14 protein-coding genes are annotated in these 24,416 nt (G+C 73.9%); 9 read left to right on the plus strand and 5 right to left on the minus strand.

Annotation, left to right across the window (positions count from 1 at the left end):
- Positions 1 to 4: 4 nt before the first annotated feature.
- Complete coding sequence (locus tag AB0N76_RS01760) at positions 5 to 1,459, plus strand: PLP-dependent aminotransferase family protein (protein WP_363551996.1); 1,455 nt, start codon at positions 5 to 7, stop codon at positions 1,457 to 1,459.
- On the opposite strand, the gene AB0N76_RS01765 is transcribed toward AB0N76_RS01760, so the two are convergent.
- Both AB0N76_RS01765 and AB0N76_RS01770 read right to left on the minus strand, forming a co-directional pair.
- Entirely contained in the window at positions 1,353 to 1,973 is a 621-nt protein-coding gene (locus tag AB0N76_RS01765) for an aminodeoxychorismate/anthranilate synthase component II (protein WP_363551994.1), read from the minus strand. The genes AB0N76_RS01760 and AB0N76_RS01765 overlap by 107 nt on opposite strands.
- Positions 1,970 to 3,484 carry an anthranilate synthase component I family protein gene (locus AB0N76_RS01770; RefSeq protein ID WP_363551992.1) on the minus strand — a complete coding sequence of 505 codons (1,515 nt, stop codon included), beginning with the start codon at positions 3,482 to 3,484 and terminating at the stop codon, positions 1,970 to 1,972. Before AB0N76_RS01770 ends, AB0N76_RS01765 begins: the two co-directional genes overlap by 4 nt.
- A gap of 193 nt (positions 3,485 to 3,677) precedes the next feature.
- Here AB0N76_RS01770 and AB0N76_RS01775 point away from each other — a divergent pair, with 193 nt between their 5' ends.
- Positions 3,678 to 4,979 (plus strand): class II 3-deoxy-7-phosphoheptulonate synthase, encoded by a 1,302-nt coding sequence (locus AB0N76_RS01775; protein WP_363551990.1) that lies wholly within the window; start codon positions 3,678 to 3,680, stop codon positions 4,977 to 4,979.
- A gap of 60 nt (positions 4,980 to 5,039) precedes the next feature.
- On the opposite strand, the gene AB0N76_RS01780 is transcribed toward AB0N76_RS01775, so the two are convergent.
- Positions 5,040 to 6,560 carry an MFS transporter gene (locus tag AB0N76_RS01780; RefSeq protein ID WP_363551988.1) on the minus strand — a complete coding sequence of 507 codons (1,521 nt, stop codon included), beginning with the start codon at positions 6,558 to 6,560 and terminating at the stop codon, positions 5,040 to 5,042.
- A gap of 129 nt (positions 6,561 to 6,689) precedes the next feature.
- Between AB0N76_RS01780 and AB0N76_RS01785 the strand changes: the two genes are divergently transcribed.
- The 6 genes from AB0N76_RS01785 to AB0N76_RS01810 all read left to right on the plus strand — a co-directional run bounded on the left by AB0N76_RS01785 (position 6,690) and on the right by AB0N76_RS01810 (position 22,751).
- A complete protein-coding gene (locus tag AB0N76_RS01785; RefSeq protein ID WP_363551986.1) occupies positions 6,690 to 7,679 on the plus strand; it encodes an AsnC family transcriptional regulator in 990 nt (329 codons plus the stop codon).
- A gap of 196 nt (positions 7,680 to 7,875) precedes the next feature.
- Positions 7,876 to 8,754 carry a sterol desaturase family protein gene (locus AB0N76_RS01790; protein WP_363551984.1) on the plus strand — a complete coding sequence of 293 codons (879 nt, stop codon included), beginning with the start codon at positions 7,876 to 7,878 and terminating at the stop codon, positions 8,752 to 8,754.
- A gap of 189 nt (positions 8,755 to 8,943) precedes the next feature.
- Positions 8,944 to 18,597 (plus strand): amino acid adenylation domain-containing protein, encoded by a 9,654-nt coding sequence (locus AB0N76_RS01795; RefSeq protein ID WP_363551982.1) that lies wholly within the window; start codon positions 8,944 to 8,946, stop codon positions 18,595 to 18,597.
- Positions 18,587 to 19,867 carry a cytochrome P450 gene (locus tag AB0N76_RS01800; RefSeq protein ID WP_363551980.1) on the plus strand — a complete coding sequence of 427 codons (1,281 nt, stop codon included), beginning with the start codon at positions 18,587 to 18,589 and terminating at the stop codon, positions 19,865 to 19,867. Before AB0N76_RS01795 ends, AB0N76_RS01800 begins: the two co-directional genes overlap by 11 nt.
- A gap of 62 nt (positions 19,868 to 19,929) precedes the next feature.
- Positions 19,930 to 21,696, plus strand: coding sequence for an NAD(P)/FAD-dependent oxidoreductase (locus AB0N76_RS01805; protein ID WP_363551978.1), 1,767 nt, complete (start codon positions 19,930 to 19,932; stop codon positions 21,694 to 21,696).
- On the plus strand, positions 21,693 to 22,751 hold the full coding sequence (locus AB0N76_RS01810; protein ID WP_363551976.1) for an NADP-dependent oxidoreductase: 1,059 nt from the start codon (positions 21,693 to 21,695) through the stop codon (positions 22,749 to 22,751). The genes AB0N76_RS01805 and AB0N76_RS01810 overlap by 4 nt, the downstream gene beginning before the upstream one ends.
- 42 nt (positions 22,752 to 22,793) lie before the next feature.
- Here the strand turns inward: AB0N76_RS01810 and AB0N76_RS01815 are convergent, their stop codons facing one another.
- On the minus strand, positions 22,794 to 23,363 hold the full coding sequence (locus AB0N76_RS01815) for a TrmH family RNA methyltransferase (RefSeq protein WP_363551974.1): 570 nt from the start codon (positions 23,361 to 23,363) through the stop codon (positions 22,794 to 22,796).
- On the minus strand, positions 23,360 to 24,004 hold the full coding sequence (locus tag AB0N76_RS01820; RefSeq protein ID WP_363551972.1) for a methyltransferase: 645 nt from the start codon (positions 24,002 to 24,004) through the stop codon (positions 23,360 to 23,362). The genes AB0N76_RS01815 and AB0N76_RS01820 overlap by 4 nt, the downstream gene beginning before the upstream one ends.
- Positions 24,005 to 24,217: 213 nt before the next feature.
- On the opposite strand from AB0N76_RS01820, the gene AB0N76_RS01825 reads away from it, so the two are divergent.
- Positions 24,218 to 24,409, plus strand: a complete 192-nt coding sequence (locus tag AB0N76_RS01825) for a hypothetical protein (RefSeq protein ID WP_363551970.1) — start codon at positions 24,218 to 24,220, stop codon at positions 24,407 to 24,409.
- The last annotated feature ends 7 nt before the right edge of the window (positions 24,410 to 24,416 follow it).

Genomic DNA, 24,416 nt, shown 5'->3' on the forward strand with positions numbered 1-24,416 from the left:
GACGATGAGCCTGCAGATGGCCCTGGAGGTCGAACGGAGTTCGGACGACTCCCTGACCTCGCAGATCCAACAGTTCATCAAGAACGAGATAGCCGCCGGCGTGCTCCATCCGGGCACCCGACTACCGTCCAGCCGCCGGCTGGCCAGCGATCTGGACGTGTCGCGCAGCGTGGTGGTCGAGGCGTACGGCCAACTCGTCGCCGAGGGCTACCTGGAGGCCGCCCAGGGCTCCGGCACCCGGGTCGTCGACCACCTGCCGGCGAGCGGCGCCGTGGTGCCCGCCCTGCTCGACGAGGGCTGGGTCCCGGCCGTCCGCTGGGACCTGCGCCCCGGCGCGGGCAACACCCCGGCCTTCCCCCGCCGCGAATGGCTGGGCTGCTACCAGCGCGCCCTCCAGGGGGCCGGCCCGGAGAGCCACGCCTACCCGCCGCTGGCCGGCATGGCCGAGCTGCGGATCGAACTCGCCCGCTACCTCGGCCGGGCGCGCGGGGTGCGGACCACGCCCGGTGAGGTGCTGGTGGTCTCCGGCTTCGCCCAGGCGCTCGGACTGCTCTGCGGCGTGCTGCCGCAGTTCGGCATCACCGAGCTCGGGATGGAGGACCCGGGCCACCCCGGGCAGCGGCAGTTCGTCCGGGAGAGCGGGCTGCGCCCGGTGCCGGTCCCGGTCGACGAGGACGGCATCGACGTCGACGCGCTGGCCCGGACCGGCGTCCGGGCGGTCGTGGTCACCCCGGCCCACCAGTTCCCCACCGGCGTCGGCCTCACCCCGGCCCGCCGCGCCGCCCTCGCCGCCTGGGCGCGCGAGGTCGACGGCTGGGTGATCGAGGACGACTACGACGGCGGCCTCTGGTACGAGCGCGGCGGCCGCCCGCTCGCCCTGCAACGGCTCGACCCCGAACGGGTGGTGTACGCGGGCACCGCGAGCAAGACGCTCGCCCCCGGCCTGCGGCTCGGCTGGGTGGCCGCGCCGCCGCAGCTGCTCGGCCCGCTGCTGCGCCACCGCGCCCGGCACGACCTCGGCACCGAGAGCCTCACCCAGCTGGCCTTCGCCGAACTGCTCCGCAGCGGGCTCTTCGACCGCCACCTGCGGCGGATCACCACGCTGTGCCGCAGCCGCCGGGAGGCCCTGGTGGAGGCGGTCCGCAAGCACCTGCCCGGCACCACCGTGCTCGGCGCCCGGGCCGGACTGCACGCCTACCTGCGGCTGCCCCCGGGCACCGACGAGGCGGCGCTGGTGGCCGGGGCGCTGCGCCGCTCCGTGCTGGTGCGCGGCGCGGCGGGCTTCCACGTCCGGCGGCCGTGGGACGCGCCCGCCCTGGTGGTGGGCCACGCCCACCTGCCGCGTTCGGCGCTCACCGAAGCCGTACGCCACCTGGGATCGGTCGGGCACTGGTTCGAGCCGTCGGCGAGCCCGCGTCCAGGAAGTTCCGCAGCATCTGCAGGCCGCCGGTGGTCATGATGCTCTCCGGGTGGAACTGCACGCCCTCGATGGGCAGTTCGCGGTGCCGCAGACCCATCAGATAGCCGTGGTCGGTCGCGGTGGCGGTGGTCTCCAGCTCATCGGGCAGCGGCTCGGAGACGATCAGCGAGTGGTACCGGGCGACCTCCAGGGTGTGGCCCAGGCCCTGGAACAGCCCGGCCCCGTCGTGCCGCACGGTGCTGGTGCGCCCGTGCATCACCTGGTCCGCCACCTCGACCCGGCCGCCGTACGCCAGCGCGATCGCCTGGTGTCCGAGGCAGACGCCGAGCAGCGGGACCCGGCCCGCGAAGGTGTGCACCAGCTCGACGTGGCCGGAGTCGGACGGGTGCCCGGGGCCGGGCCCGAGCACCACCGCGTCCGGGTCGAGCAGGGCCAGCTCCTCGGGCGTGCGGGTCAGCGAACGGACCACCGTGGTGTCCGCGCCCAGCGTCCGCAGGTACTGGTCGATGATGTGGACGAAACTGTCGTACGCGTCGATCAACAGCACCTTCATGCCGTCAGCTCCTCACCGGTCAGGGCCCAGTAGGCGGCCGCGAGCTTGGCCAGCGTCTCCTGCCACTCCGCCTCCGGGAGGGACTGCGCGACCATGCCGGCCGAGCTCTGGCTGGAGTACACCCGCCCGTCGTACTCGATGGTCCGGATGCACAGCGCCAGATCGGCCCAGCCCCGGACGTCCACCAGGCCCACCGCGCCCGCGTAGGCGCCGCGCGGCTCCCGCTCCAGCGAGTCGATGATCTCGCAGGCCCGCTTCTTGGGCGCGCCGGACATGGTGCCGGCCGGGAAGGTGGCCTTGACCGCGTCCCAGACGTCGGTGCCCTCGGTGAGGGTGCCGCCGACCGTCGAGACCAGGTGGAAGACGTGCGAGAAGCTCTCCACCGCCATCAGCTTCTCCACCGGCCGGGTGTTCGGGACGCAGACCCGGCCGAGGTCGTTGCGGCACAGGTCGACCAGCATGATGTGCTCGGCCTGCTCCTTGACGCTCTCCCGCATCTCCTTGATGCGCTGGGCGTTCTCCGCCTCGTCCGGGCCGCGCCGGGTGGTGCCGGCGATCGGACGCATGGTGATCTCGTCGTCCTCGATCCGCAGGAACAGCTCGGGGCTCGCGCCGATCAGCATCCGGTCGGCCCGGGGCATCAGGTACATGTACGGGGAGGGGTTGCGGCCGCGCAGCCGCCGGTAGACCTCGACCGGGGTCAACGCGGTCTCCACGTCGATCCGGTGGCCGATCTGGATCTGGTAGATGTCGCCGACCCGGATGTGCTCCAGACAGCGCTCGGCCCACTCCAGGAAGGTCTTGCGGTCCACACTGTCGCGCACCGACAGCGGGACGGGCGCCGCGGGCACCCCGGCCGGCGCGGCGGTGGCGGCGGCCGCCGTCCGGGCCAGCGCCGGGACGTCCACCGGCTCGGCGGCGGCGGGCAGTTCGGGGCCGGTCGCGGTGAGGTGGTGGACCAGGCCGGTCACCAGGTCGTACCGGACCACGTCCCGGAACAGGGTCAGCGTGACCTCCGGGCCGTTGGGCTCCTTGGTGCGCGGCGGCAGCGTCTCCATCAGCCAGGTCGACTCGTAGGAGAAGGTGGTGAGGAAGCCGAACGCGTAGTCGGAGGACGGCAGTCCGGTGTCCACCCGGAACGCCTGCTGGGCCCGCGCGAGCAGGCTCCACAGCTGGCCCGGGGCGGTGAACAGCAGCCGGGTGGTCCCCGGCTCGGGGTCGGCGGCGACGGACAGCCCGATCCCGGGCGCCGCGGCGGCCAGTGCGGCGCCCAGCGCGGGCAGGCCGTCGACGTCCACATGGCCGTCGTACACCCGGATTTCGCCCAGCCGGCCGAAGCCGACGGTGGCCGAGCGCAGGTCGGCGGCGGCGCCGTCCACGCTCTCGAAGAGGAAGACGTCCCGCTCCGCCAGGGTGCGGCGCAGGCCGGTGTAGAGGTCCAGCGGGTCGTGCGGCGGCAGTTCGCTCGCGGTGACCCGCACCGTGATCGGCGTCCAGTCCGGCGTGGCCATGAAAGCTCCGTTCCGTCTCGGTTGAGCGGTGACCGGTGGACAGCACAACAGTTCGCCGGTCCGGGCGACCAGACCAATCCCGGGGCACCGGTGCGGTCCACTCGGCCTCCGCTTGACCCGTGCGGCGACGGTGAATTCAAGTGGATCCGCCGATGCTCGACCGTGGCTTACGACCGTGGACGGAGAAGCACCGATGAACCAACAGCCGGACTGGCCCGACCAGGTGGCGCTGCGCGCGGTGACCGCGCGCCTGGCCGCCGCCCCACCGCTGGTGTTCGCCGACGAGTGCGACCAGCTGCGCCGCCGACTGGCCGCGGTCGCCCGCGGCGAGGCCTTCCTGCTCCAGGGCGGCGACTGCGCGGAGACCTTCGAGACCACCGGGACGGAGGCGGTCCGCGGCAAACTCAGAACCCTGCTGCAGATGGCCGTCATCCTCACCTACGCCGCTGCCGTGCCGGTGGTGAAGATCGGCCGGATGGCCGGGCAGTACGCCAAGCCCCGCTCCAGCCCGGTCGAACAGCGCGACGGGCTCACCCTGCCCTCGTACCGCGGCGACGCCGTGAACGGGCGCGAGTTCACCGCCGAGGCCCGCCGGCCCGACCCGGAGCGGCTGCTGCGGATGTACGAGTCCTCGGCGACCACCCTCAACCTGGTCCGCGCCCTCACCGGCGGCGGCTTCGCCGACCTGCGCCAGGTGCACGACTGGAACCGGGGCTTCGTCACCGGCTCCCCGGCCGGGGAGCGCTACGAGCGGCTCGCCGACGAGATCGAGCAGGCGCTCGACTTCATGCAGGCCTGCGGCGTCGACACCCGGGAGCTCAGCACCGCGGACTTCTTCGTCGGGCACGAGGGCCTGCTGCTGGAGTACGAGGAGGCGCTGACCCGCAGCACCGAGTCCGGCCGGGAGTACGCCACCAGCGCCCACTTCCTCTGGATCGGCGAGCGCACCCGGGCGCTGGACGGCGAGCACGTCGCCTACTTCTCCCGGATCAGCAACCCGATCGGGGTCAAGCTCGGCCCGACCGCCGACCCGGACACGGTGCTCGCGCTGCTCGACAAGCTGGACCCGGCCCGCGAGCCCGGCCGGCTGACCTTCGTGGTCCGGGCCGGCGCGGACCGGGTCCGGGACGTGCTGCCGACCCTGGTGGAGAAGGTCGCCTCGGAGGGGGCCCGGGTCTGCTGGGTCTGCGACCCGATGCACGGCAACACCTTCACCGCGCCGAGCGGCCACAAGACCCGGCGCTTCGACGCCGTCCTCGACGAGGTGGTCGGCTTCACCGAGGTCCACCACGCGCTCGGCACCCACCCCGGGGGCATCCACGTCGAACTCACCGGGGACGACGTCACCGAGTGCATCGGCGGCGGGTACGAGGTCCGCGCGGAGGACCTGCGCCACCGCTACGAGACCGCCTGCGACCCCCGCCTCAACCACGGCCAGTCCCTGGACCTCGCCTTCCGCCTCGCCGAGCTCTACCGCGCCACCCGCCCCGCCTGACCGCGGTCGCCTTGGAACCCGGTGCCGCCCGGCCGCAGTGCGCCGGGCGGCACCGGGTTCCTACCGTCGAGCCGGGGTCCGGGCGGCGGTCGGCACCGGCTCCGCAGTCGCCGGGACCGGGCGGGGGCGGAGGAGGAGGGCCACCAGGGCGGCGCCGACCAGGGCGGTGGTGGCGGCGGTCAGCAGGGTGTGGTCGAGGGCGGTGGCGAAGGCCGTGCGGAGCAGGTCCTCGGGCAGGCCCGGCTGGGGGCGGCCGGCGCTCAGCGCATGGGCGGTGGCGGCGGGGTCGGCGACGGCGTCCGGGTGGCCGGTCAGCGCGGAGCGCAGGCCCCGGTGCAGGACGAGGCCGAACACCGCGATGCCGAGGGCCTGGCCCAGCTGGCGGAAGGTGTTGAGGGCGCCGCCCGCCATCCCGCCCCGCTCCGGCGGCACCGCCGCCATCGCGGCGGCGGCGAGGACCGGGCTGACCGCGCCGACGCCGAGCCCGGTCAGGGCCAGCCCGGGGAGCAGGGCGGCCCAGCCCGAGGAGGCGTCCAGACCGGTCTGCAGCAGCCCGCCGAGGCCGATCACCGCCAGCCCGCCGGCCAGCGGCACCGCCGTCGGCAGGCCCGCCAGCCGGCGGCCCGCCACGGCGGAGACCAGGAAGGCGGTGACGCTCATCGGCAGCAGGGTGAGCCCGGCGGCCATCGGCCCCCGGCCGAGCACCGACTGGAGCCAGAGCGAGGTGTACGGCAGGTAGGAGAACGCGGCGGCGGAGTAGACGGCGCCGCAGAGCAGCACCCCGGTGAAGGCCGGTCGGCGGAACAGCGCGAGGTCCAGCAGCGGGTGCGCGGCGCGTCGCTCGATCAGCAGGAAGGCGGTGAGCGCGGCGACCGCGACCGCCGCCGCGCCGAGCACCGCGGGGGAGGTCCAGCCGTCCGCGCCGCCGCGGATCAGCACCAGGACCGCCGCGCCGGCCGCGAGCGTGAACGCGACGGCGCCGGGCAGGTCGAGCCGGCCCGCCCCGGGATCGCGGGACTCCGGCAGGGTGCGCCGGGCGAGGACCACCGCGACGACCGCCACCGGCAGGTTGACCAGGAAGATCGACCGCCAGCCCAGGTACTCGGTGAGCAGTCCGCCGGCCACCGGCCCGACCGCCGCCGCCGCGCCGCTGACGGCGCCCCAGACGCCGAACGCCACCGCCTTGTCGCGGCCCTGGTAGGCGAGGTTGAGCAGGGCCATCGCGGTGGCGAACATCGCCGCGCCGCCGCCCGCCTGGACGATCCGGGCGGCCACCAGGGTGCCGCCGTCCGGGGCGAGCCCGCAGCCCAGCGAGGCGAGCGCGAAGACCACCAGGCCGGCCGTGTAGACCCGGCGCCGCCCCACCCGGTCGGCCGCCGCGCCGAGGCCGAGCAGCAAAGCGGCCAGGGCCAGCGCGTAGCCGTCGAGCACCCACTGCAGGCCGTCGAAGTCCATGCCGAGCCCGGCGCCGATGTCCGGCAGCGCCACGATCACGATGCTGACGTCGGTCAGCAGCATGAACACCCCGAGGCTGACCGCGACCAGCGGCCCCCACTTCCGCATCCCCGTCCCCGTTCCCATCCCCGTGCTCCTCCGCTTCCGTCCCGGCCCGTGCGACCGGACGCCCCGTCACTCTCGGCCCTGGGGCGACCGGTGCGCCGCCCGGGCGGGCGGTTCCGACGGAATCCGACACCGCCTACCATCCGGGTGATGGAAACCGTGACGCTGGACGGGCTGGACCGGGCGCTGCTGCACGCCCTGCAGGTGGACGGCCGGGCGCCGTTCCGGCGGATCGCCGAGGTGCTCGGGGTGTCCGACCAGACGGTGGCCCGCCGCTACCAGCGGCTGCGCGCCGCCGGGGTGGTGCGGGTGGTGGGCCGGACGGACGCCCGGCGGCTCGGCGAGGTGGACTGGCTGACCCGGATCCGCTGCGTGCCGGACGCGGCGACGGCGATCGCCGAGGCGCTGGCCCGGCGGCCGGACACCTCCTGGGTGAGCCTGCTGTCCGGCGGCGAGATCGTCTGCAACGCCCGCTCGCAGGTCCGGCCGGAGCGGGCGGAGCTGCTGCTGGGGAAGCTGCCCCGGACGCCGCGGGTGCTCGCGGTGAGCGCGCACTACCTGCTGCGCACGTACGTCGGCGGGCCGGTGGCGTGGAGCGGGCGGACCTCGGCGCTGAGCCCGGAGCAGGTCGGCCGGCTGCGCGCGGCGGCGGCGGCGGTGGCGGGGGCGCCGACGGCGGCGCCGGTGATGTCGGTGACGCCGGACGAGCTGGACCGGGCGCTGCTGGCGGCGCTCGCGGTGGACGGGCGGACGCCGCTCGCGGAGCTGGCGGCCCGGACCGGGGCCTCGGAGGCGACGGTGCGCCGGCGGCTGGCCGCGCTGGTGGCGGACGGGCTGCTGTTCTTCGACGTGGACGTGGAGACCCGGCAACTGGGCTTCGAGATCGAGGCGTTCTGCTGGCTGACGGTGGCGCCGGGCCGGCTGGCGGCGGTGGGGCGGGCGATGGCGGAGCAGCCGGAGGTGGGGTTCGTGGCGGCGACCACCGGGCCGACCAACCTGGTGGCGGGGCTGGTCTGCCGGGACATCGAGGCGTTCTACGACTACCTGACGGAGCGGCTGGGTGCCCTGGAGGGGGTCGGCGGGCTGGAGACGGCGCCGGTGCTCCGGAGCGTCAAGCGCTCCGGAGTGATGATCCGCTGATCGAATAACCCTTTTCTCTCGGCATATTGGCCGGAATCACATGCCTTCTGGCAGATAGTTTGTCTACCTATCATCAGACAAATTAAGCATCGTGCGAATTCTGCCGAAAATAGCTCGCCATGCCTTCCGGGCGCCCTTAGTATCGGAACGAACACTTTCGGTGATCGTTCGGATGTGGACTGCGAAGGGGGACGTCATGGACGGGCAGCTTCGAACCGTGCTGCGTCATGTCGCGTACCCGTCCCTGCTGTTCATGCTGGCGGCCATATCGGTCGCGACCCTGCGCCTGCGCTGGGACCTGGGTCGGGTGAGCCAGCTCTTCCTGATCGGGACCATTGCCTACATGGCCCTGCTGGAATGGCTGATCCCGTACGAACCGGAATGGTCGCCGAGCGGGCGCGAGTGGGGCTGGTACGGCGTCTACTTCGTGCTGACGATGATCGGCGGGGCACTGTCCCAGGTGCCGGTGGCCGCCGTCGTCGGCTGGCTGGCGCCACCCCGTCCGGCCCTGCCACTCTGGGTGGAGATCCCGGCCGCGCTGCTGCTCGGCTCGCTCGCCAACTACCTGATCCACCGCTGGTGCCACACCAGCCCCCGGCTCTGGCGGCTGCACGGCGTGCACCACGTGCCCGACAAGGTGAACGTGGGCAACAACGGCGTCAACCACCTGCTGGACGTCCTGCTCACCCAGGGCGTCGTCCAACTCGCGCTGGCGCTGGCCGGGTTCTCGGTGCCGGCGGTGTTCGTGGTGGGCCTGTTCGTCGTCGCCCAGGGCTACTTCGTGCACGCCAACATCGACGTCCGGCTCGGCGTGCTCAACCACGTCCTCGCCGGGCCGGAGCAGCACCGGCTGCACCACAGCACCGACCTCGCGGAGGCCGGTCACTACGGCTCCGACCTCTCGGTCTGGGACCACGCGTTCGGCAGCTTCACCTGGCGGCCCGGCCGCCGGCCGGCCGCGGTGGGGCTGGTGGACCCGGCCGACTTCCCGGCCACCGCCGAGGTGGTCGCCAGCCATCTCCAGGCCTGGCGGAGGCCGACCCTGGCCGACGACTCGCCCACCCGCCCGACCTGACGCCCCGGCCCGGCCCACCCGCCTGGCCCACCCGCTTCGCCTTTCAAGACCCCTCCCCACCGGCTCGTCCCTCCGGCCGACCCGGTTTCCGGCCTGCCCGGGAACCGGTGCGCGGCCGCTGTCCCCCTGCGCGGGCGGCGTTCCCGCACCCCGCCGCCCGTGCGAACGCAGCGACCCAAGGACTCGACCATGACGGATTCCCGCTTCGTCACCGCCCCGGCCTCGCCCCGCCCCTCCGATACCGCCGCCCCGCCCGCTCCGGCCGCCGCCGGACCCGGCCACGGGCGCGAGAAGATCGCGATCATCGGCATCGGCTGCCGCCTGCCCGGCGGGGCCGGCGACCACCGGTCGTTCTGGCAGAACCTGGTCGACGGCAAGGACTGCATCACCGAGACCCCGCGCAGCCGGTACGACGTCGCCACCCTCGGCAGCCGGGACAAGGCCAAGCCCGGCCGGCTGGTCGGCGGCCGCGGCGGCTACATCGACGGCTTCGACGAGTTCGACCCGGCCTTCTTCGGCATCAGCGGCCGCGAGGCCGACCACATGGACCCGCAGCAGCGGAAGCTGCTGGAGGTGGCCTGGGAGGCACTGGAGGACGGCGGCCAGCGGCCCGCCGAGCTGGCCGGCCGCGAAGTCGGCGTCTACGTCGGCGCGTTCACCCTGGACTACAAGATCGTCCAGTTCTCGGACCTCTCCTTCGAGGGCCTGGCCGCGCACACCGCCACCGGCACCATGATGACCATGGTGTCGAACCGCATCTCGCACTGCTTCGACTTCCGCGGCCCCAGCGTCTCCCTCGACACCGCCTGCTCCTCCTCACTGGTCGCCGTCCACCTCGCCGCGCAGAGCCTGCAGCGCGGCGAGGTGGACCTCGCGCTGGCCGGCGGCACCCTGCTGCACATCGCCCCGCAGTACACGATCGCCGAGACCAAGGGCGGCTTCCTCTCCCCGCAGGGCCGCTCGCGCACCTTCGACGCCGCCGCCGACGGCTACGTCCGGGCCGAGGGCGTCGCCGTGGTCGCGCTCAAGCGGCTCTCCGACGCGCTCCGCGACGGCGACCCGATCCACGCCGTCGTCATCGGCAGCGGCGTCAACCAGGACGGCCGCACCAACGGCATCACCGTGCCCAACCCGGACGCCCAGGTCACCCTCATCGAACGGGTCTGCGCCGAGGCGGGGATCACCCCCGGCGACCTCCAGTACGTCGAGGCGCACGGCACCTCCACCCCGGTCGGCGACCCGATCGAGGCCAACGCGCTGGCCCGGGCGCTCGCCGTCGGCCGCCGCCCCGGCGACGCCTGCTACGTCGGCTCGGTGAAGACCAACATCGGGCACACCGAGTCGGCCTCCGGCCTGGCCGGGCTGATCAAGTCCGCGCTGGCCCTCAAGCACCGGCTGATCCCGCCGCACATCAACCTGGAGCGGCTCAACCCGGCGATCGACCCGGCCACCCTGCCGTACCGGATCCCCACCGAGCCCACCCCCTGGCCGGACCACCGGGGCCCGGCCCGGGCCGGGGTCAACTCCTTCGGCTTCGGCGGCACCAACGCGCACGTGCTGCTGGAGGCCGCGCCCGAGCCGGTGCCCGCGGCCGTCGCCGAGCCGTCCGTCGAGTCGTCCGTCGAGCCGTTCGCCGAGTCGTCCGTCGAGCCGTCCGCGACCCCGGCGGACGCCGTCGACCAGCCCGCCTGGACGGTGCTGCCGCTCACCGCCCGCGAGGCCGCCGCGCTGCCCGAGCTCGCCGCCGGTGTCCAGGCCGAGCTCGCCGGCGTCCGCGGCGGCACCCCGGCCCGCCCCGCCGACCTCGGCCACACCCTCGCCCACCGCCGCCAGCGCCACGACGCCCGGCTGGCGATCGTCTACGACGCCCGCGAACACGCCGCCCGCGCCTCGCTCGACGAGGCGTTCACCGCCCACCTGCGCGGCGAACCGCACCATCGGGTGGTCACCGGCCACCGCCGCGAGGCCCGGCACCGCCGGCTCGCCTGGGTCTTCACCGGCATGGGCCCGCAGTGGTGGGGCATGGGCCGCCGGCTCTACGCCACCGAACCGGTCTACCGGGAGGCCGTCGACCGCTGCGCCGAGCACCTCGCCGAGCTCACCGGCTGGTCGCTGACCGAGGAGCTCGCCGCCGACGAGGCGCACTCCCGGATGGCCGAGACCTGGCTCGCCCAGCCCGCCAACTTCGCCGTCCAGGTCGGCCTGGCCGCGCTCTGGCGCAGCCGGGGCGTCCACCCGGACGCGATCGTCGGCCACTCCACCGGCGAGGTCGCCGCCTTCCACGAGGCCGGCGTCTACGACCTGGCCGACGCCGTCAAGGTCGTGGTCCACCGCAGCCGGCTCCAGCAGAAGCTGGCCGGCACCGGCGGCATGCTCGCCGTCGCGCTCACCGAGGCCGAGGCGCTGCGCCGGCTCCGCCCGTACGGGGACGCGGTCTCGGTCGCCGCCGTCAACAGCCCCAGCTCGCTCACCCTCGCGGGGGACGAGACCGTGCTGGCCGAACTGGCCGCCGCGCTCACCGCCGAGCAGGTCTTCGCCCGGCAGCTGACCGTCGAAGTGCCCTACCACAGCGCCCGGATGGAGCTGATCAAGGACGAGCTGCTGGAGTCGCTCGCCGACCTCAAGCCCCGCCCGGCCCGGGTCCCGCTCCACCTCACCGGCCGCACGGGCACCGCGCACGGCACCGAACTGGACGCGGACTACTGGTGGGACAACGTCCGCGACACCGTCCGCTTCCGGCAGGCGGTGGAGCGGCTGACCGACGACGGCTACGGCCTGTTCCTGGAGATCGGCCCGCACCCGGTGCTCGGCCGCTCGATCCAGGAGACCGTCGAGGCCCACCCCGGCACCGCCGACCGGCCCGCGCTGCGCACGCTGCCCTCGATCCGCCGCCAGGAGGACGAACGGGCCACCTTCACCGCCTCGTTGGCCGAGCTCTTCACGCTCGGCGTCGAGGTCGACTGGACGGTGCTCCAGCCCGCCGGGCGGACCGTCCCGCTGCCGCGCTACCCGTTCCGGCGGGACCGCCACTGGGTCGAGCCGCGGGCGGTCGAGCAGGTCCGGCAGGGGCGGGTCGACCACCCGCTGCTCGGCCGTCGCCTCCCCGGCGCCGAACCGGCCTGGGAGGCCCGGCTGGACGCGGAGGCGCTGCCCTACCTGGAGGACCACCGGATCCAGGGCGACGTGCTGTTCCCGGCCGCCGGCTACCTGGAGATGGCCGTCCAGGCCGTCCGCGCGCTGACCGGCGGCACGGACGCCGCGCTGGCCGGCATCGAGCTGCGCAAGGCGCTGTTCCTGCCCGACGAGGAGAGCCGGGCCGTCCGGCTCACCCTCTCCGCCGAGCACGGCGCCTTCACCGTCGCCACCGGCGACGGCCCCGACCGCACGGTGCACACGGTCGGCACCGTCCGCCCCGGCCAGCGCCGCCGCCCCGCCCGGCCGCTGGACGTCGCGGCGGTGCGCGACCGGGCGGTCCGCCGGCTCGCCGGGCCGGACTGCTACACCGCGCTCGCCGCCCTCGGCTACCACTACGGCCCCGCGTTCCAGGGCATCGAGGAGGTCTGGATCGGGCCCGGCGAGGCGCTGGCCCGGATCCGTCCGACGGCGGCGGTGGCCGGGCAGGGGCAGCACCACCAGGTGCACCCGGTGGTGATGGACGCCTTCTTCCAGACCCTGCTGACGCCCCAGCTGCTGGCCGGGCGCCCGGACGGGGCGGGCATCCGGCTGCCGGTCACGATCGAGGAGGTCCGGCTGGACGCGGTCGGGGACCGGACGCTCTGGGTGCACGCCACGATCACCCGGGACGCCGGCCACGAACTCGTCGGCGACCTGGCGGTGCACGACGAGCACGGCGCGCCGCTTGGCGGGATCACCGGCTTCCGGGCCGCCGACGTCGAACAGGCCGCCACCGCGGTCGGCCTGGGCACCATCGACGGCTGGCTCGCCGAACCGGTCTGGACCGAACTGCCGGCCGTCGCCGACGTGCCCGGCCCGCTCGCCGAACACCCCGACCACTGGCTGCTGTTCGCCGACCGGGGCGGCGTCGCCGAGGCGCTCGCCGCGCGGATCACCGCCCGCGGCGGCAGCTGCGCACTGGTGGAGCCCGGCACCGGCTACCGGCCCGCCGAGGGCGGCCGGCCGGCCACCGTGGCGCCCGGCTCGGCCGCCGACCTCGCCCGACTGCTGGCCGACCGGCGGGCCACCGGCGCACCCGACCCGGCCGCCGTCGTCCACCTCTGGAACCTCGACCGGCCCGAACTGGCCGCCGCCGACCACGCCACCGTCGCCGCCCACACCGCCCCGGGCGCGTACAGCCTGGTCACCCTCGCGGCTCTGCTCTCCGCCGAACTCCCGGCCTGCCGCCTCCACGTCGTCACCCGCTCCGCCCAACCCACCACCCCGGACGACCCCGTCGAACCCCTGGCCGCCCCCGCCTGGGGCATCACCCGCGTCCTCCGCCACCAGGAACTCCCGGCCCACCAGGGCAAGCTGATCGACCTGGGCCCCACCGGAACGCTCACCCCACCCCCGCCCCCCGCCTCCGACGCCCACCCGGCACCCACCGAGGCCCCCGCCTCCGGCTCGGCCGCCGCCGCGACTCCCGCTGATGCCTTCGCCCCCACCTCCTCCGCTGCCCCCGCTGCGAGCGTGGCCGGGGCGGCCGTCTCGCTCGAAGCGGATGCGTTGCTGCGGGAGTTCGCGGTGGCCGACGAGGATGAGGTCGCGTTGCGCGGCGGCCGGCGGCTGGCCTGCCGGTTGCGGGCGGCGGAGGGGTTGAGCCGGCCGTTGGTGCCGAGTCTGCGGGCGGACGGCGCGTACCTGGTGACCGGGGCGTTCGGGGCGCTCGGGCGGCTGCTCTGCCGGACGCTGGTCCGGCGGGGGGCCCGGCGGCTGATCCTGGTCGGCCGCAGTGCGCTGCCGCCGCGTGAGCGGTGGCGCGAGCTCGACCCGGCGAGTCCGGCCGGGGAGCGCGCGGCGTTCCTGCGCGAGCTGGAGGCGCTGGGCGCCGAGCCGATCCCGGCGCCGCTGGACGTCACCGACGAGGCCGCGCTGGGCGCCTGGCTGGCCGAGTACCGGCGGCTGGACCGGCCGCCGATCCGCGGCGTCTTCCACCTGGCCGGGCAGGTCCGGGACACCCTGGTGGGCGAGTTGGACCGGGCGACCTTCGACGCCGTGCACGGTCCCAAGGTGCTCGGCGGGTTCGCGCTGCACCGGCAGCTGGCCGGCGAGCCGCTCGACCACTTCGTGCTGTTCGCCTCGATCGCCTCGCTGCTGACCACCGCCGGCCAGACCAACTACGCCGCCGGGAACGCCTTCCTGGACGCCCTCGCCCACCACCGCCGGGCTCTCGGTCTGCCCGCGCTGAGCCTCGACTGGGGCCCCTGGGCCACCGGCATGATCGAGGAGCTCGGCCTGATCGAGCACTACCGGCACAGCCGGGGCATGAGCTCGCTGGCCCCGGAGACCGGGATGGCGGTGCTGGAGCGGGTGCTCGGCCAGGACCGCGCCCAGCTGCTGGTGGCCACGGTGGTGGACTGGCCGGTGTTCCTCTCCTGGTACCCGGCCCCGCCGCCGCTGGTTGCGGACCTGGCCGCCGCCGCCCGGGAGGCCGCGCCGGCGGCCGAGCAGACCGGCCTGCTGGACACCCTGCGGGCGGCCGGCGAGCCGGAGCGGCTGGCGCTGCTGACCGAGCGGTTCACCCTGCTGGCCGCCACCGTGCTGCGGGTGCCGGCCGAGCAGATCGAGCCGTCCGCCGGGCTCGGCGGGCTGGGCCTGGACTCGCTGCTGGCGATGGAGCTGCGGGCCCGGCTGAGCACCGAACTCGGCACCACCCTGCCCGTCGTCGCCCTGCTCGGCAACGCGCCGGTGGCCGAGCTGGTGGCCCGGCTGCACGAGTCGCTGGCCGAGCTGCTGGCCGAGGACCCGGCGGGCGAGGGCGCGGCGGAGGTGGAGCTGTTCGAGGACGAGTCGGCCCACCCGCTGACCCAGAACCAGAAGGCGCTCTGGTTCCTCAAGCAGCTCAACCCGGACGGCTTCGCCTACAACATCGGCGGCGCCGTCGAGGTGCGGGTGGAGCTGGAGCCGGAGCTGATGGCGGTGGCCTTCCGGGCGATGGTGGAGCGCCACCCGAGCCTGCGGGCCAACTTCGTGCTGGACGGCGGCCGGGCGGTGCAGCGGATCTCGGCCGCGGTGGAGCCGGACTTCGGGGTGTTCGACGTCGAGCACCTGGAGTGGGACGAGATCCACGCGATGATCGTCCGCGAGTACCGCCGGCCGTACGACCTGGAGCGGGACCCGCTGGTGCGGTTCCGGCTGTTCCGGCGCGGTCCGGCCCGCTGGGTGATCATGAAGGCGGTGCACCACATCGTCTCGGACGCGATCTCCACCTTCACCTTCATCGAGGAGCTGCTCGCCGTCTACGAGGGGCTGCGGCAGGGCCGTCCGCCCGCGCTGCCCCCGGTGACCGCGCGCTACCTGGACTTCCTCAACCGCCAGAACGCCTTCCTGGCCGGCCGCGAGGCGCCGAGGATGCTCGACTACTGGCGTTCGCACCTGCCGGCCGAGGTCCCGGTACTCAGCCTGCCCACCGACAAGCCGCGCCCGGCGGTGCAGACCCACAACGGGGCCTCCGAGTTCTTCGTGCTGGACGAGGAGCTGAGCGCACGGGTGCACGCGCTGGCCCGCGAGCACAACGTCACCGTGTTCATGGTGCTGCTCGGCGCCTACTACCTGCTGCTGCACGCCTACGCGGGCCAGGACGACGTCATCGTCGGCAGCCCGGTGACCGGCCGCACCGACGAGGAGTTCGCCGGCGTCTACGGCTACTTCGTGAACCCGCTGCCGCTGCACGTCTCGCTCGCCGGCGAGCCGACCGTCGCCGAGCTGCTGGACCGGGTGCGGACCACCGTGCTGGGCGGGCTGGACCACCAGGAGTACCCGTTCGTGCTGCTGGTGGAGAAGCTCGGGCTGCAGCACGACCCGAGCCGCTCGGCGGTCTTCCAGGCGATGTTCATCCTGCTCCACCACAAGGTGGCCACCGAGAAGTACGGCTACCACCTGGAGTACATCGAACTCCCGGAGGAGGAGGGGCAGTTCGACCTCACCCTGTCCGCCTACGAGGACGAGGCCGAGCGCCGCTTCCACTGCGTGTTCAAGTACAACACCGACCTCTTCCTGCCCGCGACGATGGCCCGGCTGGCCGGCCACTACGTCAACCTGCTCTCCGCGCTGACCACCGCCGGGCCGGAACGGGCCGCCACCGGGCTGGAGTTGCTGGGCCGCGAGGAGCGGGCGGTGGTGCTCCGGGAGTGGAGCGGCGCCGACCGCCGGGTGCCCTACCGGGAGCCGGTGCACGAGCTGGTGCTGCGGGCGGCGGCGGCCGATCCGGCGGCGCCCGCGGTGGTGGCGCCGGCCGAGTCCGGGCCGACCGCCCGGCTGAGCTACGGCGAGCTGGCCGAGCGGTCCGGGCGGGCGGCGGCCCGGCTGCGCGCGCTGGGCGCCGGGCCGGGCACGGTGGTGGCGCTCTGCCTGGAGAAGTCGCCGGAGCTGATCGTCGCCCTGCTCGCGGTGCTCCGCACGGGGGCCGCGTACCTGCCGCTGGACCCGGGGCACCCGGTGGACCGGCTGGCGTACATGGTCGAGCACGCCGGCGCGGGGCTGCTGGTCGGGGACGACCGGGAGCGGCTCGGCGGGCTGCCCGCCCGGCTGGTCACCACCGCCGAACTCGACGGCGCCGAACTCGGCGGCGGCGACGGCGGGTTCGAGGACGTTCCGGTGGCGCTGGACGACCCGGCCTACGTCATCTACACCTCCGGCTCCACCGGCCGTCCCAAGGCCGTCCGGGTCGGCCACGGCAACCTCGCCTCGGCGTACCAGGCCTGGCGCGCCGAGTACCGGCTGGACACCGACGCGCGGGTGCACCTCCAGATGGCGAGCCCGTCCTTCGACGTGTTCACCGGCGACGTGGTCCGCGCGCTCTGCTCGGGCGGCGCCCTGGTGCTGGTCGGCCGGGAGCTGCTGTTCAACACGGCCCGGCTGGACGAGGTGATGCGCGCCGAGCGGGTGGACGCGGCGGAGTTCGTCCCGGCCGTGGTCCGCACCGTGCTGGACCACTGTGAACGGACCGGCCGGGACCTGGCGTTCATGCGGCTGCTGGTGGTCGGCTCGGACGTCTGGAAGGTCGAGGAGTACGAGCGGCTGCGGGCCCTGTGCGGCCCGCAGACCAGGCTGGTCAACTCCTACGGCCTGACCGAGGCCACCATCGACAGCGCCTACTTCGAGGGCCCGGCGGACGGGCTGGAGCCGAGCCGGATGGTCCCGATCGGGCGGCCGTTCCCGAACAGCTCGTTCCACCTGCTGGACGCGCACGGCCGGCCCGTCCCGCCGGGCGTCACCGGCGAGTTGTGGATCGGCGGCGACGGCGTGGCGCTCGGCTACGCGGGCGACGAGGAGCAGACCGCCCGCCGCTTCGCCACCCTGCCGCTGGGCGGCGCCGACGGCACCGAGCCGGTCCGGCTCTACCGCACCGGGGACCTCGCCTGCTGGGACGCCGACGGCGGGGTGCACCTGCTCGGCCGGGCCGACTCGCAGATCAAGGTCCGCGGCCACCGGATCGAGCTGGGCGAGATCGAGACCCAGCTCGCCGCCTGGCCCGAGCTGGAGCGGGCGGTGGTCACCGTCCGGCCGGACCGCGGCGGCGAGCACGTGCTCTGCGCGTACTGCGTGCCCGCGCCCGGGCGGGTGCTGGACCGGCGCGAACTCCGCCGCCACCTGGCCAGCTACCTGCCGACCTTCATGATCCCGGCGCACTTCGTCGAGCTGGCCGCGCTGCCGCTGACCGCCAACGGCAAGGTCGACACGGCCGCGCTGCCCGAGCCCCGGACGGACGCCGACGAGCAGGCGGTCGAGCCGCCGGTCACCCTCTACGAGCTCCGGATGGCCGAGCACTGGCGGGCTCTCCTGGGCATCGAGGAGCCGGGCCTCCAGCACGACTTCTTCGAGTCCGGCGGCTCCTCGATCAAGCTGATCGAGCTGATCCACGGGCTGCAGGCCGAGCTCAACATCCGGATCCCGGTCAGCCAGCTGTTCAAGGTCACCACCCTGCACGGGATGGCGAAGACCGTCGAGCACATCATCACCGGCCGGATCGAGGGCGCCCAGCCGTACCTGTGGTTCAACCAGGAGCAGCAGCAGACGCTGTTCTGCTTCCCGCCGGCCGGCGGGCACGGCCTGGTCTACCGGCAGTTCGCGGCGCACCTGCCGGAGTACCGGATGATCGCCTTCAACTACGTGACCGGGGACGACAAGGTCGACCGGTACGCGGACCTGGTGGAGGCGCTCCAGCCGGAGGGGCCGTGCGCGCTGCTCGGCTACTCGCTCGGCGGCAACCTCGCCTTCGAGGTGGCCAAGGAGCTGGAGCGGCGCGGCCGGGCGGTGCCCAATGTGGTGATCATGGACTCGCACCGGATCCCGGAGTCCTTCGACCTCGCCGACGAGCACGTCCAGGCCTTCGAGCGGGAGCTGGCCGAGCACCTGCGGCGGCACACCGGTTCGACCGCGGTCGCCGAGGAGACCCGCGAACAGGCCCGGGACTACCTGCGGTTCTGCAGCCGCACGCCCAACCTCGGGGTGGTCACCGCCGCGCTCAGCGTGATCTCGGACGACGAGAAGGTGGCGCTCTACGACGCCGGCCGGCACGGCGCCTGGCACGGCAGCTCGGCCACCCGCACGGCGGTCTTCCAGGGCTTCGGCACCCACGCCGAGATGCTCGACCGCGACTTCATCGCCCACAACGCCGGGCTCGCCCGGTCGATCCTCACCGGAGCCACCGCCCATGCGTCCTGAGACCGCCCTCGGCCTGCCCGTGCCCAACGCGCCCGCCCCCGGCCTGCCCGTCCCCGCGCGGGAGGCGGACCCGTCCGCGCTCGGCCGGCCGGAGCCGCCGCTGGCCTACCCCTTCGAGCCGAACGGGCTCGAACTCGACCCCCGCTACGCCGAGTTGCGCGAGCGCCCGCTGATCCGGATCCGGATGCCGTACGGCGACGACGCCTGGCTGGTGACCAGGTACGAGGACGTCCGCACGGTGCTCGCCGACCCGCGGTTCAGCCTGGCCGCCGCGATGGGGGAGGACCAGCCCCGGATGCGCCCGGTGGCCCGCACCGGGGCCGGCCTGTTCTCCACCGAGCCGCCCGAGCACACCCGGCTGCGCGCGCTGGTGGCCCGGGAGTTCAGCGCCCGCCGGGTCGAGGGGCTGCGCGAGCGGGCCCGCGAGCTGGCCGACGAACTGCTCGACGCCATCGTGGCGGCCGGTCAGCCGGCCGACCTGGTCGAGGACTTCGCCATCCCGATGCCGACCACCATCATCTGCGAGGTGCTCGGCATCCCGGCCGCGGACCACCGGATGCTCTGGGAGTGGGCCGAGACGGTCCTCTCCGCCGTCACGCCCGCCGAGGTGCTGGCCGTGGAGGGCCGGGCGTTCATCGACCACATGGCCGGCGTGCTGGAGCTGCGCGGCCGCGAGCCCGGCCCGGACCTGCTCACCACACTGGTCCGGGCCTGCCGGGAGCAGGGGCTGATCAGCGAGGAGGAGCTGCTCTCGATCGCCTGCGATCTGCTGATCGCCGGCTTCGTCTCCACCACCAACCAGATCGGCAACTTCTTCCACCAACTGCTGGTGAACCCGGAGGAGGCGAAGCGGCTGCGGGAGCGGCCCGAGCTGATCCCGCGGGCGGTCGAGGAGCTGATGCGGTACGTGCCGCTGCTCACCGGCTTCAGTCTGCCCCGGTACGCGACCGCCGACGTGGAGCTGGGCGGCGTGGTGATCCGGGCCGGCGAGGCGGTGATGATCGCCACCGCTGCCGCCAACCGCGACCCGGAGGTGTTCGAGGAGCCGGAGCGGCTGGACCTGGACCGCCCGGTCAACCCGCACATCGGCTTCGGCCACGGCGTGCACTACTGCATCGGCGCCCACCTGGCCCGGCTGGAGCTCCAGGTGGCGATCGAGCGGGTGCTGACCCGGCTGCCCGGCCTGCGGTTGGCCGTCCCCGAGCCCGAACTGCGCTGGAAGCAGGACGCGATGGTGAACGGCCTCCAGGCGCTCCCGATCGCCTGGTGAGCACCGTGAACACCCGAGGCGCCACCCGAGGCACCACCCACGGACCGACGAGGAAGGCTGGCATGACGACGAGGGCTGTGATGACGAAGGACGGCGGTACCAGACCCCGCCGGGAGACGATGATCATCGTCGGCGGCGGTCTGGGCGGCCTCTCCACCGGGTGCTACGCCCGGATGAACGGCTACCGGACCAGGATCTTCGAGATGCACGAGATCCCCGGCGGCTCCTGCACCGGCTGGGACCGCAGCGACTTCACCTTCGACTGGTGCATCAGCTGGCTGCTCGGCAACGGCCCGGGCAACGAGATGTACCAGATCTGGCTCGAACTCGGCGCCCTCCAGGGCAAGGAGATGCGGCACTTCGACGTGTTCAACATCGTCCGGGGCCGGGACGGCCGGGCGGTCCGCTTCTACTCCGACCCGGACCGGCTGGAGGCGCACCTGCTCGGCCTCTCCCCGGCCGACGCCGCGCCGATCCGGGAGTTCTGCGCGGGCATCCGGACCTTCCGCAAGGCGCTGGCGGTCTACCCGTTCCTCAAGCCGGTCGGCCTGATGGGCCGGCTGGAGCGCTGGCGGATGCTGGCGTCCTTCCTCCCGTACTTCAACACCATCCGCAAGTCGATCACGGTGCTGATGACCGACTACGCCCAGCGGTTCCGGGACCCGCTGCTGCGCGAGGCGTTCAACTTCATCCTGTACGAGAAGCACCCGGCCTTCCCGGTGCTGCCGTTCTACTTCCAGCTCGCCTCGCACGCCAACCAGGCGGCCGGGGTGCCCGAGGGCGGTTCGCTCGGGCTGGCCCGGTCGATCGAGGAGCGGTACCGCAAGCTCGGCGGGGAGATCACCTACAACGCCAAGGTCGAGGAGATCCTGGTCGAGCGGGACCGCGCGGTGGGCGTGCGGCTCAGCGACGGCCGGGAGTTCCGCGCGGACGTGGTGGTCTCCGCCGCCGACGGCCACACCACGGTGATGAAGCTGCTCAAGGGCAAGTACCTGAACGACACCTACCGCAGGCTGTACACCTCGCTGATCGACGAGCCGGGCCAGCTGTCGCCCGGCTACGTGTCGCTCTTCCTGGGCCTGCGCAAGCCCTTCCCGGAGGGCGACCCGTGCACCACCTACCTGCTGTCGGAGCGGGAGTCGGCGGAGCTCACCGGGATCCGCTGCCCGTCCATGAACGTGCAGTTCCGCACCCGGCACTACCCGGAGCTGGCGCCGCGCGAGTCGACGGTGGTGTTCGCGACGTACTTCTCCGAGATCGGCCCGTGGCGGGCGCTGCACGAGGGCCCGGAGCAGTCCTCCCGGGTGCGGCGCGGCGAGGAGCTGCACACCCTGCCGGTGAAGCACGGCCGGGAGTACATGGCGGCCAAGCGGCGGGTCCGCAACGGCATCGTCGGCTTCCTGGACGAGCGGTTCCCCGGCTTCAAGGACGCGGTGGCGGTGGCCGACGTGTCCACCCCGCTCACCCAGGTCCGCTACACCGGCGTCTACGACGGCACCTTCCCGGGCTGGAACCCCTTCGTGGAGGGCGCGGAGACGGTGGAGGAGGAGATCAAGAAGAGCGGTCCGGTGCTGCCCGGGCTCTCGGACTTCTACCTCTCCGGAGTCTGGGCGACCATCGGCGGGCTGATCCGGGCGGCCGCCGCCGGGCGGCACGTCGTGCAGTTCATCTGCCGGGACGACGGGCTGGAGTTCACCGCCGAGATCGACCGCAGCGCGCCGCCGCCGACGCACCTGCTGATCCCGGTGGGCCGGGTGCCGGAGCAGGCCGGGACGAGTACCGACAGTGGAAGCGACGTGGAGAACGTGGAGACGGGAGCGCTGGCATGAGGATCGAGAAGTGGGTCGTCCGGGAGCACCTGGACGGCGTGCCCGATGTGAACCGGGTCTACGAGAAGGTGGTCGAGGAGGTCGGGATCGACCTGGCCCCGGACGAGATGCTGTTCCGCACCCGGTACGTCTCGGTGGACCCGTACCAGAACGGCCTGGCGCTGGAGACGCCGATCGGCCACCACATGGGCGCGGACTCGATCATGGAGGTGGTGGAGGCCGGTCCGGAGGCGGCGTTCCGGGTCGGCGACCTGGTGCAGGGCTTCGGCGGCTGGCGCAGCCACGTCGTCCACAACGGCGCCGAGGAGCTGTGGAAGACCGGCATCTTCCCGATGGTCTTCCCGGCCTACCGCCGGCTCGACCCGGCCTGGTACGACGAGCGGCTGCCGGTCTCCACCGCGCTCGGCATCATGGGCGCGCCCGGGATGACCGCCTGGGGCACGCTCTCCTGGTTCCTGGACGTCCGGCCCGGCGACACCGTGGTGATCAGCGGCGCCTCCGGCTCGATCGGCACCCTGGTCGGCCAGCTGGCGAAGCGGGCCGGGGCCGGCCGGGTGGTCGGCACCACCGCCTCGCCGGGCAAGGCCGAGTACCTGCGCGAGCTGGGCTTCGACGACGTGGTGCGCTACGACCAGACCGACGACGCCGAGAAGGCCCGGCAAGCGCTGCTGCTGGCCGCGCCGGACGGGGTCGACCGGTACTTCGACAACCTGGGCGGCACGATCACCGACGCGGTGTTCACCATGCTCAACGTGGACAGCAAGGTGGCGGTCTGCTGGCAGTGGGCGACCACGGTGAACGGCGAGCTGACCGGGCCCCGGCTGCTGCCGTACATCATGTTCCCGCGCACCACGATCCGCGGGATCTTCGCCCAGGAGTGGTTCACCGAGCCGCTGCTGGAGCGGATGCACCGGGAGCTGGGCGGGCTGGTCCGCAGCGGGGAGATCCGCTACCACCAAACCGTGCACAAGGGGTTCGACGAGATCCCGCGGGCCTACCGGAGCCTCTACCTGGACCGGGAGGCCAACCGGGGCAAGGTGCTGGTCGAGGTGTGAGCCGGTCCCGGGCGGGCGGGAACGCCCGCCCGGGCAGACCGGTCAGTCCTCGTCCGGGCCGCCGGCGTCGGAGCTGTCCGGGGTGCCGGTGAGCGCGTAGCCCTGGCGGCGCGCCTCGTAGCAGGCCACCGTCGCGGCGGCGGAGACGTTCAGCGAGCCGACCCGGCCCAGCTGCGGCACGAACACCACCTGGTCGCAGAGTTCGAGCGCGTCGGCGGTCACGCCGCGGTCCTCGTGGCCCAGCACGAAGGCGACCGCCGGGGTCAGCTCGGCGGCGAACATCGGCACCGCCTCGTCCGCCAGCTCCAGGCCGACCACCTTGAAGCCGTCGCCCTTCGCCGCCGCCACCGCGTCCGCGACGGTGGGGAAGTGCTCCACCTTCAGGTACTTGTCGGTGCCCATCGCGGCCTTCTGCGCGCCCGAGGAGCGCACCGAGGGGGTGTCGCCGGTGAGGTACAGCTTCTCCGCGCCCATCGCGGCGGCGGTCCGGACGATCGAGCCGACGTTGAACGGCGACTGGAGGTTCTCCAGGATCATCGCGAGCCGGAACTCGTTGCCACGCCGCCACGAGCGGTGCAGCCGCTTCAGTTCGGTCCCGCGGAGCTGCTTCACGACGTCGTCCCTCGTCCACTCTCGGGGCCCTCGCCCGCCGTCGGGCGGGGCCGCGCTTCCAGAATCCGGAACCCGTTGACCGAGGCCACACGGGTGGTCGGGTAACCCTGCTCGTTCAGCCACTTCTGCAGCGAGTCCGAGCCCAGGTGCTTTTGCACCACCAGGAACGCCGAACCGTCCGGGGTGAGCCGGCCGAGCCACTGCTCCAGCAGCCGGCGCAGCGCCGCCTTGCCGATCCGGATCGGCGGGTTGGAGTAGATCGCCGCGAACCGCTGGTCGGCGGGGACCTCCTCGGGCAGCGCGGCCTGCACGTTGCCCAGCCCCAGCGCCTCGGCGTTGTGCCGGACCAGCTCCAGGGCGCGGTTGTTCACGTCCACCGCCCAGACCGGGAGCCGCTTGCGCCGGGTCGCCCAGGTCAGCGCGATCGGGCCGTAGCCGCAGCCGACGTCCAGGATCGGGCCGCGCACCCGGGGCGGCGGGGCGTGCTCCAGCAGGATCCGGGTGCCCGGGTCCAGCCGGGTGCGGGAGAAGACGCCCGCGTCGGTGGTCAGTTCCAGGGTGAGGTCCGGCAGGGTGACCGTGATCGGACGGCGCTCGCTGGCGACCTCGGGTGCACCGCTGAAGTAGTGCGAGCCGGACATGGTTTCCCCGTCGTTCGTAAGGGCCTCGGGGCCACCGGGAGGTGTGGGTAAGCCCTGCTGGTACGGCACCGATCGTACCCCGGTGGCCGGGAGGCCCGTCCGCGCGCACGGCCCGTACGGCGCGGCCGCCGTCGCGCCCGGGCGGCCGCCGACGGATACTTCCAGTACCCCCACCGGGCCGGGGGGAGCCTCCGAACAGCGAGGACGGACGCCATGCCGCAGAACCACGAGGACTACCTGGACGAGGTCGACGAGGCCGTGGAACCGGAGGGAGCGGCGGAGGAGGACGAGTACGACGAGCTGGCCGAGCGCCGCGCGCTCGGCGCGGACCCGGCCACCGACGTCGCGGACGTCGCGGAGCAGAGCCGGGTCGTCCAGCTGGACGAGGACGAGTACCGGGAGTAGTCCCCGC

It is taken from the genome of Kitasatospora sp. NPDC093806 (assembly GCF_040683335.1).
In the GTDB taxonomy this organism is placed as follows: domain Bacteria; phylum Actinomycetota; class Actinomycetes; order Streptomycetales; family Streptomycetaceae; genus Kitasatospora.

Bases quoted from the DNA above. Each gene is read 5' to 3' on its own strand.
- AB0N76_RS01760 (WP_363551996.1), top strand. From the start codon at position 5: ATGAGCCTGCAGATGGCCCTGGAGGTCGAACGGAGTTCGGACGACTCC.
- AB0N76_RS01800 (WP_363551980.1), top strand. From the start codon at position 18,587: ATGCGTCCTGAGACCGCCCTCGGCCTGCCCGTGCCCAACGCGCCCGCC.
- AB0N76_RS01810 (WP_363551976.1), top strand. From the start codon at position 21,693: ATGAGGATCGAGAAGTGGGTCGTCCGGGAGCACCTGGACGGCGTGCCC.
- AB0N76_RS01785 (WP_363551986.1), top strand. From the start codon at position 6,690: ATGGAAACCGTGACGCTGGACGGGCTGGACCGGGCGCTGCTGCACGCC.
- AB0N76_RS01780 (WP_363551988.1), bottom strand. From the start codon at position 6,560: ATGGGAACGGGGACGGGGATGCGGAAGTGGGGGCCGCTGGTCGCGGTC.
- AB0N76_RS01805 (WP_363551978.1), top strand. From the start codon at position 19,930: ATGACGACGAGGGCTGTGATGACGAAGGACGGCGGTACCAGACCCCGC.
- AB0N76_RS01790 (WP_363551984.1), top strand. From the start codon at position 7,876: ATGGACGGGCAGCTTCGAACCGTGCTGCGTCATGTCGCGTACCCGTCC.
- AB0N76_RS01795 (WP_363551982.1), top strand. From the start codon at position 8,944: ATGACGGATTCCCGCTTCGTCACCGCCCCGGCCTCGCCCCGCCCCTCC.
- AB0N76_RS01770 (WP_363551992.1), bottom strand. From the start codon at position 3,484: ATGGCCACGCCGGACTGGACGCCGATCACGGTGCGGGTCACCGCGAGC.
- AB0N76_RS01775 (WP_363551990.1), top strand. From the start codon at position 3,678: ATGAACCAACAGCCGGACTGGCCCGACCAGGTGGCGCTGCGCGCGGTG.
- AB0N76_RS01820 (WP_363551972.1), bottom strand. From the start codon at position 24,004: ATGTCCGGCTCGCACTACTTCAGCGGTGCACCCGAGGTCGCCAGCGAG.
- AB0N76_RS01765 (WP_363551994.1), bottom strand. From the start codon at position 1,973: ATGAAGGTGCTGTTGATCGACGCGTACGACAGTTTCGTCCACATCATC.
- AB0N76_RS01825 (WP_363551970.1), top strand. From the start codon at position 24,218: ATGCCGCAGAACCACGAGGACTACCTGGACGAGGTCGACGAGGCCGTG.